The sequence below is a fragment of the Prosthecobacter sp. genome (genome assembly GCF_049294395.1).
Taxonomy (GTDB): domain Bacteria; phylum Verrucomicrobiota; class Verrucomicrobiia; order Verrucomicrobiales; family Verrucomicrobiaceae; genus Prosthecobacter.
Genome location: NZ_JBAQCR010000374.1, coordinates 1 through 14873, shown reverse-complemented (window position 1 = coordinate 14873; position 14873 = coordinate 1). Strand labels below are relative to the sequence as shown.

Annotated in this window: 6 protein-coding genes; 1 reads left to right on the top strand and 5 read right to left on the bottom strand. The window is 62.6% G+C overall.

Annotation, left to right across the window (positions count from 1 at the left end; genetic code table 11):
• Positions 1–296, top strand: a 296-nt coding sequence (locus tag WAW39_RS25280; RefSeq protein WP_422321939.1) for an Rrf2 family transcriptional regulator, incomplete at its 5' end; no start/stop codon positions are given.
• Positions 297–314: 18 nt separating this feature from the next.
• Here WAW39_RS25280 and WAW39_RS25275 read toward each other — a convergent pair.
• From WAW39_RS25275 to WAW39_RS25255, 5 genes are all read right to left on the bottom strand, one after another.
• Entirely contained in the window at positions 315–917 is a 603-nt protein-coding gene (locus tag WAW39_RS25275; RefSeq protein ID WP_422321938.1) for a hypothetical protein, read from the bottom strand.
• 151 nt (positions 918–1068) lie between these two features.
• Positions 1069–2511 (bottom strand): hypothetical protein, encoded by a 1443-nt coding sequence (locus WAW39_RS25270; RefSeq protein WP_422321937.1) that lies wholly within the window; start codon positions 2509–2511, stop codon positions 1069–1071.
• A 36-nt stretch (positions 2512–2547) separates the two neighbouring features.
• The gene (locus tag WAW39_RS25265; RefSeq protein ID WP_422321936.1) at positions 2548–3360 is read right to left on the bottom strand and encodes a hypothetical protein; all 813 of its coding nucleotides are present in this window, start codon (positions 3358–3360) and stop codon (positions 2548–2550) included.
• A 366-nt stretch (positions 3361–3726) separates the two neighbouring features.
• Positions 3727–5481 carry a hypothetical protein gene (locus WAW39_RS25260; RefSeq protein ID WP_422321935.1) on the bottom strand — a complete coding sequence of 585 codons (1755 nt, stop codon included), beginning with the start codon at positions 5479–5481 and terminating at the stop codon, positions 3727–3729.
• Positions 5482–5505: 24 nt separating this feature from the next.
• Positions 5506–14826 carry a filamentous haemagglutinin family protein gene (locus WAW39_RS25255; protein ID WP_422321934.1) on the bottom strand — a complete coding sequence of 3107 codons (9321 nt, stop codon included), beginning with the start codon at positions 14824–14826 and terminating at the stop codon, positions 5506–5508.
• Between the last annotated feature and the right edge of the window lie 47 nt (positions 14827–14873).

Sequence of the window (14873 nt, the reverse complement as noted above, 5' to 3'; positions counted from 1 at the left end):
TCCGCCTGATTGATGGCAAGCTGGCCCCGATTGGTTGCGCTAGCGAGACGGAGTATGAGAAGTGCTCCTGCCCGGACGAGACGCATTGCGGACTACGCATGCTCATGATCGATGTGCGCAACGCGATCGCGAACATTCTGGACCGTTACACCTTGGAAAATGTGGTGGAGGTCACCCTGCGCAAGCAGGCGCAGTGCGCCACCGTGCCCAAAAAAGCGGCCAAGAAAAAAGCCGGTGCCCGGCATGCCGACCCATCGGACGGCTTCCTGGCCGTGCTGCTGGACTCCGTGGCCTAAGCAAGCCGCCCTGCCTCATCAAGGCCGGGCCGTGCTGGCGGCAACTTCCTGCGCGGTGTTGAGGGTGGCGTTGTAGCTCTCCCAGCCCCACTTGCTGCGAAAGAGTTCTTCTTCATAGGTGAAGCCGCGTCCGAAGCGCTCCGGCAGAGGCGAGCTGCCTTCAGGACCAGCGGATGGAAGACGAGAGGAGGTGGCGGCCTGAGCATCCGGGACAACAGCCACATCCAATGCCGTCTGGTTTGAAGGCTGGTGATACTGCATGCCTTCCACGTAAACACGCTGTCCCGCAGCGGCGAGGGAATGTCCGGGAAGATAAGGGTCCAGGGGTTCCGGCGGCGGGATGGAGGCAGAACGCGCCTGGACAAAGAGTCTTTGAGAAGCTGTCTGAAAATCTGGGCGCGGGGCGGCTGCCGGCGGGAGGGCGGCAGGGTGAAAAGTGGCCGCAGGTGGCGTGGGGGTTACCCCAGGAGGCGGTTTGGCTGTCGCAAGCGGCACGCTCTGCCCCCCCGAAGCATCAGCCGCAGCATGACGACGTGGAGCGGGCACGGATGCAGGCGGCACGAAGGCGATACTGCCCCCCTGGGGCGCGGCGACATGCCAGCCCGCCAGCGCGGAAATCATGGCCAGACCCAAGCCTGCACCCGCCAAGCATCGTTGGATTTGCCGTGGTGATGGTTGGGATCGCATGATTTGAAATGAGGTTGGGAAATGAAGCATCCGCTGCGGACCAAAACCCGCAGCGGATGAACTGAGTTGAGCTCAATGGATCAGCTTACTTGCCTTTGACAGGACCGCCGTCGGTGGTGCGCTTCACAAAGTTGGTGGCATCGTCGATGAAGCCGCCGCCTGACACTGCGTCCACGGTGGCGATCTGATCACGCACCGCATTGGCGAAGGTAAAGATCAGGCCGGAGGTGAGGCTGGTGCGCTTGAGGATGCGGTTGTAGAGCCAGGCGGTGTAGGTGCCGTTTTTCACGTTGGCGGTGGTGTTTTCCACACCATTGAACCTGAGCGCTACTCCGCGGCTCTCCACAGGAACCACGGCATTGCCACCCAAGACGCGGTTAGTGGCATCGCCCGGGGTGATGTAGCCGATGAAGAAGCCGCCAGTGGCAGCCGGGTAGAGGAAATCGTAGTCCTGAAGGTCGGTATCGAAAAACTTGACCTTGTAGGCATCCGAATTGAGAACGGCGGTCAGGGGAGCGGCGATATTGGCACCCGAGCTGTAGCCACCGTTGCCAGCAACGACCGCAAAGGCACCCGGCTGCTGGGCCACAGGCCAAGGCACCAGTGTGCTGACCGTACCACCATAGGTGATGCCGCTCGTGGTGGTCTGCGCCACCGAGAAGGTAGGATACCAAACGGAAACGACGCTGCTGAATCCGAAGCCCACTTCAAGGAGGGCGCCGAAGCGCTGACCGGCATCCACGTTACGCCCGAGAGCATAGACGTTGATATTCTTGTGGTTGGTCCAGTCTCCGGTGATTTGGGCCAGGGAGATCACACCGCTCTTGTAGAGCAGCTGCAGCAACTGCGTGGTGATGTTGGGCTTGTACGTGCCAAATTCATAGCCTGCACCGAAACTGTTCACCGGTGAACCGGGGAAACCAGCGCTGCCGTACCAGCCGAGAGGTGAAACACCGACGTTTTCCTCGACAATGGGATTGTAGGTCACTCCCTGAAAGGTGCCATTGTATGGCGAGGTGGACTGGAAGTTGGTGGAGAAGCCGAAATCGGCCACACCCAGCTCATAATCCGTTCCGAGTGTCGTGCCGTTCAGCGGATTGGGCACAGAGCCGGAACCGGTGCCGTCAGTGACGACAAAGCGCTGCGGCACATCGCCAGCCACCGCCTGAATGCCTGCGAGAGCACCAGCGTAGGAGACCTTGATGATGACGTCGTCACCCGTGGAGGTGATGCGGCCATTCCAGGCACCGAAGTTGGCCCCTGTAGCAACGGCAAGACCTGTGGTGCTTTGACCACCCGGTACGGACAGAGTGCCACCGGTATTGAGCACGCTGCCACTGATGCCGCGGAAGGCCCAGCCGGTGCCATTGGGGCCGCCAGCCGTGGGGCTCAGCAGATTGGAAATGGCCGTCTGGGTGGCGGTGCGGTCACCATTGGAGGCGACGATGCGGATGGTGGTCGCAGCGGAGGCGCTGGCGGTGAAGGCCACTGCGAGGGCTGCGTAAGCGAGAGACTTGAATGTTTTCATTTTAAAAAGAGAATCAAAGGTTGGAAGGAGCAGGCATTAAGCGCGCACGGCAGGACGGCGGCGGCGCATCAGGAGCACGGTGGCCCCCAGCATGGAGAAGACGGCCTTGGAAGGTTCAGGCGCGGCACCGGCAATGTTGACCGACGTGCCGCTGAAAGTCACCGCACCCGCATCCGAGATGGTGAATGCACCAAGGTTGGTGGTAGATGCGTTCAGACGGAACAGACTGAGCGCCTCACTGCCAGCGCCAAAGTTGCCCTGAATGTTGGTCCACTGACTGAGACTGCCAAAATCTGTGGAACCAAACGTCACCTGCTGACTGTAACTCCCGGGGTCGGATGAGTTGGTCTGCAAGGCAGACACCGAGCTGTTTGCTGTGGCATCCAGACCGGCAAAAGCAGAGGTCACCTGGGAGATGTTTGTGCGTGTGTTCGTGCGGTCCCCCGGATCGGTCAATGTCGGCCAAGCACTCGCCGCTGTACCAAAAGTGGTCTCAGCACGGGAGGCATAGAGGATGGCATTGGGGTTTGACGTGTCATTGGCACCAAAGACGGACCAGGTGAGATCCGTGCGGTCATACCAGTTGGCACCATAAGTGGAGACGAGATCCGCGCCGAAGGTCCCCACATTGAGCACCAGGTTCGGATTGCCAACTGCGGCGTTGTAGAGGGAGGCGGCACCGATGTCGATCAAGAGACTTTGCGAGGTCCCCGTTCCACCGTCCGCACGGAAGGCGAGGACGAGGTCCCCAGTGGTATATGCGACGGTCGCCGCCCGCGCCGCCGGCACGAAAGAAGCCAGCAGCAGGGAGAGGCCTGCAGCCAGCCAGGATGTTCGATTTATTTTCATAGGATGTTTCTTATTGTTGGATGAGTGGACCGAGGCGGGTGCCACTGCCTGGTGGCAATGCGGCAGGAAACCGGGGTCCGTTGGTTGATTGAACTCCCTGGGCGGGTCGTCCTAAATTCCTGCTGGAGGTTCAGTAACCTTGAAGGACCAGCACCTTCCCGCAGCAGGGTGGATGGATGGGTTCAAAGTCGTTGTGGAGGCTTTCCATGGTCAGGATCAGCCACTTCCCTGGCGTGGACACCTCGGGATTCTAACTCATACTTTTTGAGTGAGAATTCAGTAGCCGCTTAATTTGACCTGTCGAGTAGGAATTTGCAAAAAAACAGGCAGTTTCCCGGAGCTGCACCGAAGGCACACGCCCGCCGCTCAAAGCGCCTTGCGCAGAAACGCCTCCTCCTCGGCAATGAGAAGCGTGGAAGATATTTTCTCCGCCAGTTGATAAGCACGTGCAGGATCCCCCACCGAGGCGAGCAGGCCTGCATAGACCGCACGCTGTCCGGCTGGAAGAGACGCGGCATCCCGCACCTGCATGAGGCTGGCTTTGGTGAGCGCGGCATTGCCGAGGCGGTAGGCTTTCATGGCGGCCACCAGCGCCTCCAGAGTGCCGCCACCTTTTTCGTCGGCACGATTCACGCCCTGATCACTGGCGGTGGACTCGATCTCCTCCCCGCGCAGCAGCCTCAGGTAATCCAGCCTGCTGGCAAAATACCGGCTGGTGGGGCGGAGGGAGCTTTGTTTGCGGGCGGTGTTGAGCAGGCGGCTGGAATCCCCCAGATGCCCGGCGATCTGCCAGCATTTTTCCAGCATGTCGAGTTCCTGCGGGCTGTCCGGTTGCGCGAGCTGCAGGTAGCCTTCAATGGCAATGTCCCACATTTCCAGATCCTCGGCCACCTGGGCGGCGGCACGCAGAGGGCCGAAGTTTTTCGTGCTGCCTGCCTGCTTGATGGCCAGCTTCAATTCTGCAGCCGCCTGCTTGAGATCCGGCTGCAGACGGCTGCTGGCGAGCGCCCGCCAGACGGTGATTCCTTCCACGGCCATGGGCAGTCCCTGCGGGTGTTTGAGCAGTTCGTGCATCTGCTGCCAGCGCCCGGACTCGGCCAGCGCCTGAAGGTAGATGGGAAAAAGCTCAGTGGACTGGATCATGCGCTGCGCCGGCAGCAGCTTGGTCAGTCGTTCATGCTCTTTCTCCTGGGCCAGCCAGCGGGCAATGACCACTTTGATTTCGAATCCGGCATCCTGTCGGCGCTCGATCACTTCATCGAGAAGCTGTGAGCGGCGCGCTGGATCAAGGCGCATGAGGGCGGAGAGCGCGCCCAGCTCATCTGCCAGCGTTGTTTGAGGATGTTTTTGGAGCCGTTGCTGAAGCTGCTTCACCTCGGCCAGGGTGAGACTGGTTGTTGTCAGCAGGTGCCGGATGGCTTGCATGCCGGCTTCGTCATCCCGAGCTGCGAACTGCCACAAGCGTGCCCGCCCTGAGGCTGCCATGGCGGGATAGCCGCTCTCAAGATCACGAATCGCGAGCATGAGGGCGGAATGAGGATCGTCGGCTGATTTTTGGGTGGCGAGCTGCTGGAGCTTTCCCGACGCCTCTGCGCCGCCTTCCTGGCTGAGGATCTGAGCTTTGAGCTTGAGGGCGTCCGGGGTCGTTTGCTGCTCTGCGGGCAGTTTTTGCCACACGTCCCGTGCGGCCACGAGGTCGCCTTTGCGCACGTGCGCACGTCCGGCGAGAATGACATCTCCGGGCTGCTGCCGGCCCTGCGCCTGCAAAGACTGGAGAGCCTGGATCTCGAGGACGGGATCAAGCCCTGTCTTGTCGAGATAGTCCACCAGAACACGGAGGAGTTCGGGATCTTCCTGAAGCACCGCCCTGGCATGGCGGATGAGTTCGGCGGCATTCGCCCACTCCTTTTTCTCAATCGCCTCTCGTGCATCCTGCACCTGCGCACGCGCCTCATTGCGCTGGCTGGCTTTCCAGGCTTTGCGGCCAAAGAGCAGGCCGACGACCAGGAGGATGAGGACTCCGCCGAGCACTTTGACGGCCCGGCCAAAGCCTCCCAGCAAAGCAAGCTCGGAAGGGTTTCGCCTGATGGCCCTGGGTGGTTCTTCAGAAGGAGCGTTCATGACGGATGATCAAAAAATGCCAGCTCACTCAGCGCCCGACTCCCGGCGCTCATCGTCATCCCCGCCGCCATAGCCGAGCACTTCAACGGTGATGATGGATGGCAGCGACTGCTGATTGAGAGGGAGCTGATTTTGGGAGGTCTGGGCGGCGCTGGCGGCATTAGAGGTGGCGGCACCGGCGTTTGCGGCGGAAGCCACGGCGGCCATGTTCGGAGCGGAGACGGAGGACGCCGGAGTGCCGGTGGAGGTGCCGCCCGAAGAGATGTTGCTGGCATTGAGCACCTGAGAGGCCGCGATGTTGAGATTGCCCGTGGCACGAATGCCCGCGTCTCCTGCATCCACGACGCCGGTCGGTGCGATCAAATCCACACTGCCGGGAGGCACCCCTTTGACGGAGGCGAGCACGCCGATGCCGCCGCCGGTGGCAAGACCGGCGAGATCCGTGGCGACGTTGGCACTCTGCGGATCAATGATGACACGCGTGGGTGGTGCGGCCTGCACGGTTTTGGAAGAAGAACCTGCGGCGATGTCCCCGGTGCTGGACCAGATGATTTCATTGCCGCCTTTGAGCGTAAAAATGCGCGAGATGCCGAGATTGACGCTGGAGTGGGCAAAGATCGAGATGCTGCCGCCGGCATCGGTGAGGATGCCGGGCGTGGTGCCCGCAGGAACGGAGGAGGCGAGGGTGAGACCGCCACCCGGTGCGAAGAGGCTGATGTTGCCACCGTTCTTGGTGCGGATGTCGCGGAACTGCGTGGAAATATTCCCGCTCCACGCGGTGCCTTGGAAGAGGGACTGGATGGCGGCATAGCCGTCCTGATAGGCCGCGGAGCCGAGGGTGTTGACGTCACGCCCGGCATCCCGCAGGACGAGATAGAAAACTTCCAGGACGATGCGCCGCTGCTCCTCCACGGGCAGCGAAGCAAAACTGGCGGGCGTGACTGGCGCGGCGGAGTTCGAGGTGATCTGCGCGAGATAGTCTGCGCCGTCCGGGCCGAGGATGTAGGTGTTGATGAAGCTGGTGAAGTCGAGTCTGCTGCTGCTCAATCCGGCGGCAAAACCAATGCCTGCACCGGCGACGATGCTGGCACCGGCAAATGGCAGGAAGGGATTGCGGCCATTGCCAATGCTGGTGATGCCGAGACCGAGGCCGGAGGCTTCATCGCGCGGGCCGGTGCCGAGATTCAGATGGCGTCCGGCGAGCACCTGCAGGGTGCCAGGGCCGCTGATCTGAATATCGCCGCTGAGGACGCCGCCGGTGAGGGCATTGAGTTCATTGGGCGCGGAGGCGGCCGTCACACGGGACTGCGTGCTGGCATTGTAGGCGATGATGTCACGCCCGCTGGAAACGACGCTGACATCCTGGGCGGAGATGTTTTGCAAATACAACGCCACATCGCTGATGTCACGCACGGCCAGCACGCGCGCCGCCTTGGGTGCGAACAAGGTCAGATCTGTGAGATCTCCGCCAGCGGCATAGAGGCGCACGGGCGAGGTGTCATTGAGATGCAGAAGCCCCTGGGTGTGGCGTGCCTGCCTGCTGGCCAGCACGGCATTCGTGCCGAGCGTGGCGCCCGATTCGCCGAACAGGCGGTCAATGAAATCAAGGAACTTGAGGGTGACTTTGGTCTGGCTGAACTGGGCGGTGGTGCGGTCCGCCGGATTGGTGAACAGGCTGAGGTAGGAGAAGGGATTGCTGATGCCGGGGATGGAGGCGGGGTTGGCGTCCGAGACATTGATCCTGGCCGTGCCCCAGGTGATGAGTCCGGTGCTGGGGTTCAGGCCCAGCGGCTGCAGACCATTGACCGCGCCGCGTGCGAGGAGATCAAGCGTGCCGGAGGCGGAGGGAAAGAGGGTGACGTTGCCGGCCAGCTTGATGTCTCCATTGTAGGCGGTGGCGCGCAGTGTCGGAGGAAGCAGGGAGGCTATGGTGCTGAAGGGCGTCACGTCCGTCTCTGCCAGACGCAGCCAGGGCTGGGAGAAGCCGGAGGAAGTGGCGGCCACACCAAGCAACTGCTGCGTGCTGGCCCAGGCCTGCAGGAGCGGAGTGACGGCACCCTGCACATAGGCGCTCTGGCGCAGGGTCAGCGTGCCGCCGAGGCTGGAGGCATTGACATAGCTGCTGGCCGCATAGGTGGAGAAGTAAGTCTTGTTGTAGTAGCTGTTGCCAACGCCCTGCGGGAGGAGGAACACATTGGCCACGGGCCCGAGCAGCAGATCGCCACGGGCGCTGACATCAAAGCCCCCCTTCCCCACAAACAAAGCGGTGGGCAGCCACGCATTGGAGTTCAGCACCGCATTAACACCGGTGCTGGTATTGATGACGCCGAAGGAACGTGAGGCATTGGTGGTGATCTGGCCACCAGCGACGAGCACGCCCTGCCCGCGCTCGACGTAGTAAACTCCGGCGTCGATGTTGTTCCCCGCGCTCACGGTGAGATTGCCGCCGCCGAGTTCGAGCATGGTTTGATTCACCGCGAGAGCCTGGGGTGAGGTGGCTGGAAATGCGGAGCCGTTGCTCATGCGCGCGTTGGTGGGGGCTACGGCATCGATGTTCACGATGTTGTTCCCTGCGGTGAGCGTGACGTTGCCGCCGCCCAGCGCGCCGACGCCTTCAAAGAAGTTGCTGTAATCCACCCACCAGGTGGTGGAGCCCACGATGGTGGTGCTGGCTCCGGTGGGGCGGAAGAGGCCGGTGACGGGATCGACATAACCACGGCGGTAGAGCCAGTTGTTGGGCAGTTCGCGGGAGGAACTGACGCCGGTGCGTTCGATGTTGGCTCCGGCTTGAATGGTGACGTTTCCGCCTGCCGCGCTGTAGAAGGCGCCGTAGTTTTGCTGGGCGGCCCCCAGGGTGTCTGTGCCGCCGACCTGAGTGAGGCCCTGCACCTGGAAGGTGCCGCCGAGCGTGGGATCGGTGACGCGGGTGCCGGCGCTGTAGATGGTGGCAAACTGATTGGCCAGCTGCACGCTGAGCCCCGCCGAGATGTCGATGTCTCCGCTGCCGGTGCGGATGACCTGATACAGCCCGGTGCCGGAAGCGATGACGTTTCCAGTGAGTGCGCTGTTGCCACCGCTGGCGACCATGGTGCCGCCGCTCTTGCCGACAGCGACCGAACGGCCAAAGGTGATGGTGGTATTGGCTGGTATGGCGGCGGTGACCGACAGGCTGAGGGTGACTTGATTGCCATTGATGGCGGTGACGACTGCACCGGAGGGAATGTTCAAGCCGACCACGCCCTGACCGACGGCCAGGCCTGTCACATCACTGACCGTGATGACATTGCTGCTGCCGGCACCGGTTTTGGTGATGTTTGGTAGAACGGCGCGGAAATTGGCCGCAGAGAAATCAGCTCCGGCGGTGATGCGGTAGCTCCAGCTCTGAGTGTTGAAGGGCAGCAGTGCGGAGGCGGTGAGCGGACGACCCTGCCACAACTGCTGGCCGGCGGGCGCGGTGGCAAAGGGCGTGAAGCCGTCGCTCAAGGCATTGAAAAGGGTGATGCCACCTGCCGCGCGCAGAGTGAGCACTCCCGGGGCGCTGTTGGGGCCGAAACGGAAGGTGGAGAGATCCCAGTCTGACACATAGGTGCTGGTGGCTGTGCCAAGGCTGATGCTGCCGACGGTGTTGCTGATCTCGATGCCGGGCACGATGACCGCCACGCCCTGCAGCGAGGTGTTGTTGGATAGCAGCGCATTGAACATGGTGGTGTAGTTCACATTGCCTGCGCCAAACCACGCGGTGGCCTGAGTCTGCAGCGTTGTCGTGCTGATCGCCTCCCCAGCGATGGTGCTCGCGCCTGCGCGGATGATCGCATTGGCAGTGGTGAAATGGTAGAGGCGGTAGCCCTCGATGACGATGCTGGAAGGATCAATGAGGGTGCCGTTGATCGGATTGATGAGGACGTTGTTGAATGAGGTGTTCTGCGGTGCGCGAATGTGCAGCTTGCCGCTGTACTGTCCCTGATAGGCGCTGGAACCCACGGTGGATTCGGAACCGGCGACCTTGGCGGCGACGGAAAGATTGAGTGTGGAGCCCGTGCGAATGTCCACGCGGCCTGTGCCGACGACTCCATTGAGCTGGGTGCCGGATTCCAGCGTGATCTGGCCGCCTTTGCCTGCGCTGTCGAATTTCTGGCCCGCCACGGTGAGTAGAGAGCCGTTCGTGAGCACGAGATCGCCACGAGAGGCGAGACTGATGGTGCCGCCGGTGGTGCCGGAGGCATTGATGGTGCCGCTGACGGTGATGCCGCCCTGATCCGCTGCAAGGCTGAAGCTGGAGGACTTCACAGTGCCGTCCACAGCGACATCGCCGGTGCGCACGCGAAGATTTTGGCTGTAGGTGAAGGACGCAGCGGTGAGCGCTGCGCTCAAGCTGGCAAGCGATGGCAGTGAAGCGACATCAAGCACAAAGGTGCCGTTCTTCCCACCCGCGCCGCCTTGTCCATACAAAGTGCCGCCGATGGTGAAGGAGCCGGTGGGCGTGGCAACGGCGAGCGTACCAGCATTGCCAGACAGCGGATTGGCAGAGACGTTGATGCAGCCCTGCGAGGTGAGCACGACATTGCCGGTGTTTGAAGTGAGACTGATGGCGCCCGCATCTGTGTACTTGGTGACATCGAAAAAGGACTGAGCGGAGCCGGACACATCCAGCGCTGCGGCCACCGTCACGTCTCCGGCGGTGGCGAGCGCGGAGAAGGAACCGCTGGGCAGCCACACCGGCGTGGCGATTTGCACACTGGCCCCAGTGATGCTGAGCGTTGATCCCAGACCGCCCGAGGGCACCACCACTCCGCCTGAAGAAAGCAGTGAGAGGCTGCCAGTGGCCGCAAGCGTACGAACCGCGCCGGAGGCACCCACGACCAGCGGTGTGCGAGCCACCAGCTCGCCCTGCACGCTGAGTCCGCCGGCGCCCTGTCCCGTGAGGCTCTGCGCGGCGTTTAAATTCACCGTGGTGAACTGCTCGATGGAGAGCTGATTCACGCCCAGACGCAGGGTCGTGGCTGCAAACGTCAGCTGGCCTGTGGCGGCCGTCACCGCACCGGCAGCGACGGCATTGGCGGCGTTGTTGAGCAAGATGTCGCGGGCTTGAATCACCGCCGTGCCACCAGCCTGATTGAAGCCGCGTATTTCGCCTGCGCTCAGATTCAGCGAGGCGAGAGCGGCACCGCCCATCGTGCCGGTGCCGTAGATGTCGATGGAGGAATAACTCAGCAAGGACAGGGAGGTGGCACCGCCGAGGCTGCTGAGCAGCGCGGAATTCACCACCAGTCCGGGGGAAGACTGCAGCGCGCCGGGATTGTCAAACTGGAGGCTGATGCGCGCATTGTTGAGGGCGTAGCTGCTGGCACTGAGCGAAGCGGCGGGATCAAGCGTGGTGATGCCCGTGGTGTCCAGCACGATGCTGGAACCTGTGAGCTGGACGCCTGAGGCGATGTTGACGGCAGGGCCGGCGGCGTTGGTGGTGCCGGTGCGGATGACGGGAGAGGCCGTGCTCTGGGAGACACGCACGAGAGAGCCGTTGCCGCTGATATTGAAAATATCGGCAGGACTGGAAGCCGTGCCGGTGGAGGAGATCTGGGCATTGGCGGCCAGATTCACCACTCCGGTGGTGGCCAGGGTGACATCCTTCGCGCGGAGAGCCGCGCCTGCATTGTCCACCGTGATGCTGGTGCTCTGAGTGGTGATGCTGAAGCCTGTGGCATCCCGCGTGCGGCGACCACCAATGAGCAGGCTGTCTGCGGCGAAAGCGCTGAGCACGCCGGCATTGAGCGAGATGGTACCTGGAACTGAAGCCCCCACGGTGCTGGTGATGGAGATGTTCAAAGGCGCGGTGATGTCGATGGAGGCACCACGCGCCGTGGCATTGAGTGGCACGGAGGCCACGCTGCCGAGCAGGCTCATGGATTGCGCCGCCTGGAAGAGCAAGTAGCCGGAATCCTGCGGGAGCTGCGGTACGGTGACATTCAGGCTCAGGGCGCTGTTTTGGAGGAAGGTGTTGGCGGAGAAGAGATCGTAATCTGATCGGGCATTGATGACGGACTGGCCGATAACTTCGTAGAGCGAGGCAATCGTGGGCACGGTGCGCGAGGTGTTCAAATCATTGAACTGATAGCCGGAGACGAGACTGATGTTGCCCGGCAGCTCTTGGGTGCCCACGGGCGCAGCGCCCGCCTTTGGCGTAACCAGAACGGCGCCCGGCAGCAGCGCGTAGCGGGCCGGCAGCAGGGTGTAAACACCTGCCGCCAGATTGTTGCTGGCGGTGAGGTAGATGCGGTCTCCGACATGCAGCGTGCTGTTTGCATAGCCATTGCCTGCGGGCAGAATGAGATTGGGCGTTTGCGTGCTGCCTTTCACATCGTTGTTGAAGGGAGCAAACGGAGCGTAGTCGGCCTGGTAGCCGGGAATCACGGCAAAGCTGCCTTCCGTGGCGAGGATGTCGAACGTGCCGCCGTTGCCCTGAATCCAGCGGTAGGCCATCAAATCGCCACCGCCGCGCAGATCCACCAGTGATCCGGCGTTGGTGGAGATATTTTTGGCGGAGACATGGATGATCTTCTCCGGCAGCCCGCTGGCCGTGATGTCCACACCGCGCGGGTCGATCCATGAGGTGCCGTCAAAACTCACGCCATAGGGAATGACCTCGCCCTGGCCGCTGATGGGATCAATGGCGGAAACGGAGGTGACGCTGCCTGCCGCGAGCGTGAGCTGCGTGGTGACCGGCATGGACAGCGTACCGCCGGTGAGCAGATCCACCGGAGCCGTGCCGGTGCCGTCCCAGCCGAGATTGATCGTGCCAAAAGGTGCACGCAAAACGCCGCCCTGATTGATGGTGGTGGCATATAGGCTCAGGATGCTGCCGGCGGAAAGCGGAAGCTGCCGCGTGGTGCCCGAAAACAAGGTGGTGATGGAAGAACTCGCACCATAAGCCACGGCGGTGAACTGCGATGCCGTGGGTGCGTAAATCTGACCAGCGGTGAGCGTGAGCTGGCCGGCGATGGTCAGCACGCCATTGCCCACAATGTCCCCTGCGTTCGCGGAGATGCTGGCGGTGCTGATGTTGCGCAGCGCGAGTGAACCCACCTCCACATGCCCGGCGTTCACGATCAGGCTGCCGGTGCCTGAGGTCGGCGGTGTGCCAGTAAACGGCACCTGAGAGGCGGCATCTTCCGGCAGCACCGGCACCGCGAAGGGAGCGCCAAGAATCACGGATGACGCATTGATTCCCACTGCCGCATCGGCCACGAGGAATCCTGCCGTGCCCACCGACACAGTGCCGCGTGCATTGATGGTGACGGGGCCGCTGAACTCGGTCTTGCCAGCGAGAATCAAGGAATCCATGCCGCTGGAGTTGAACGAGTCGGCGGTGAAATAACCACGGCTGATGAGGGCGGAGCCGCCCGCGCCTTGCAGCGCACGGCCGATGGCGGTGGCGTTGTCAGGCAGCAGTGTTTGGATGGTGAGTCCGCCCTGCTTGACGATCAAATTGGTGTCCAGCAACGGCTGCGGATCCAGGGGGATGTAAAAGCGGCCGGACGAGACGGAAAGCGTACCGCCCAGTGCGGTGGCCCCGCCTGCGAAGCCGCGCAGTGTGGCATCTGATGCCAGCAACTGCCCGCCTTCCAGGCTGATGCTGCCGCCGTCACTGTCCACCCGGACAGACACTGGCTGGATGGTGAAGAGAGGTGTGGTGAGACCGCTGGTGGGTGGCACCAGATAGGTGGTCTGCGGATTGGCGGCGGACGGATGAAAGTCCAATACATCGCTGGCACCCGACACATCCATCTCCGCGCCGGCTGCGGCCACGATGTTTCCGTGGATGGTGATGTCACCGCCGGCGAGAACGGAGCCCACCTTGCGGCCAAACTCGTCCGGCACCAGCACCGTGGTGCCTTTGGCGGACAGCACGCTTTGAGAGCCGATGTAAACGGTGGTCAGCGCGCGGGTCTGGTCAGGAAACAGCAGGGGGAATGAATCGCTGCTGCCTTTGATGGTGATGTTTCCACCAGCGGCATCGATCCTGCCGAGCACGGTCACGGTTTGTCCATTCAAAGTCACCGAGGCGTGAGGGTCGGTGATGATGGCGGCGTTTTGATCCAGAAGGATGTCTCCACGCACATCGAGGCCCGCAACGCCGGACACACCGGGGGCGGCAAATTCAAGGCTCGTCGCGCTGCGCAGGCCCACGGGCTGACGCACGAGGGTGGTGCCCAGAACCGGTCCCTGCGACAGGGTGAAGCTGTCTGCCAAGGGCTGGATGACCACCCCGGAAGCGATGTAAACCGCCGGCAAAAACTGACCGGCTCCGCCGCCCGTCGGCGCACCCAGTCCGGAAAGCTTGTAGTGTGAAAAGCCGCCGCGCGTGAAGAACTCCGGCTGCAGCACGAGCGAGTCCGCACGCAGGGCTGTGCCGCCCACCTGCAGCAGTGGTGCCAGCACATCCAGCGTGCCGCCTTCCGCGCCGGAATAACCCAGCAGGGTGGAGCCAAACTGCGTGAAGCTTCCGCCGCGCACATATTGCACGATGGGATCCTGGCCGACGTGGATGGTGATCGCTCCGGCATCACCGAACGAAACTCCGCCGTGTGAGTTCCGATACACTCCGCCGGACACATCCACCACGCTGCCGGTGGTCAGACTGGCGCTGTAGGCCTTGAGGCTGATCACACCGCCGGTAGTGACATACGCGGAGCGCGTGACGTCCAGATTCGTGGTGCTGTCATCCGTTAAGGTGCCCGCCGTGGTGAGCCGAGCCTTTGCTCCTAGCAGCAGCACGCCGCGCCCTGGATTCGGCGGCGGCTCCACGGCCAGATCTCCGAGCAGGCTCAGATCAGCCGCCTGCGCGGGTGAGATGTTCAACGCCGTGAGATGGATGCTGCCACCCGGTGCGCTCAGGGAACCCAGGATGTCCAGATTCGCGCCGGTGAGAGTGATGTCTCCGTGCAGAGCGGCGGCAAGAGACACGCCTTCAGGAACGATGATGCGCCCTTCCCCGTTGCTCACGGTCAGGCTGCCAAAGCCGGACGTTGTCAGCAATTCCGGTGAGAGAAAAACATCCGCCAGACGAGCCGCGCTAAGGGCCAGCGGCCTGCCTGTGCCGTCCAGAGCAAAGGCGGCGGCAGGTGCCTGCACCACGCCGGATTGGAAAGTGACCGTGGGTGGTGTGGGCGAAAACACCGGATAGCTGCTGCGGGTGAGGCGCTGGGCTTCAAACTTCAGGCTGAACTCACCTGGCGCGGGCCCGATCCCACGCTGCGCAGGGCCGGAAATCGTGACGCCGAGAAAACGCCCGTCAAGCGCAGCCGATGCAGCCGTGATGTGGAGCCGTCCTCCGTCCGCGCCCTGCACATTGCCCGGGTCCAGGTAGGACGTGGAGGGAATGATGGAGTGATTGA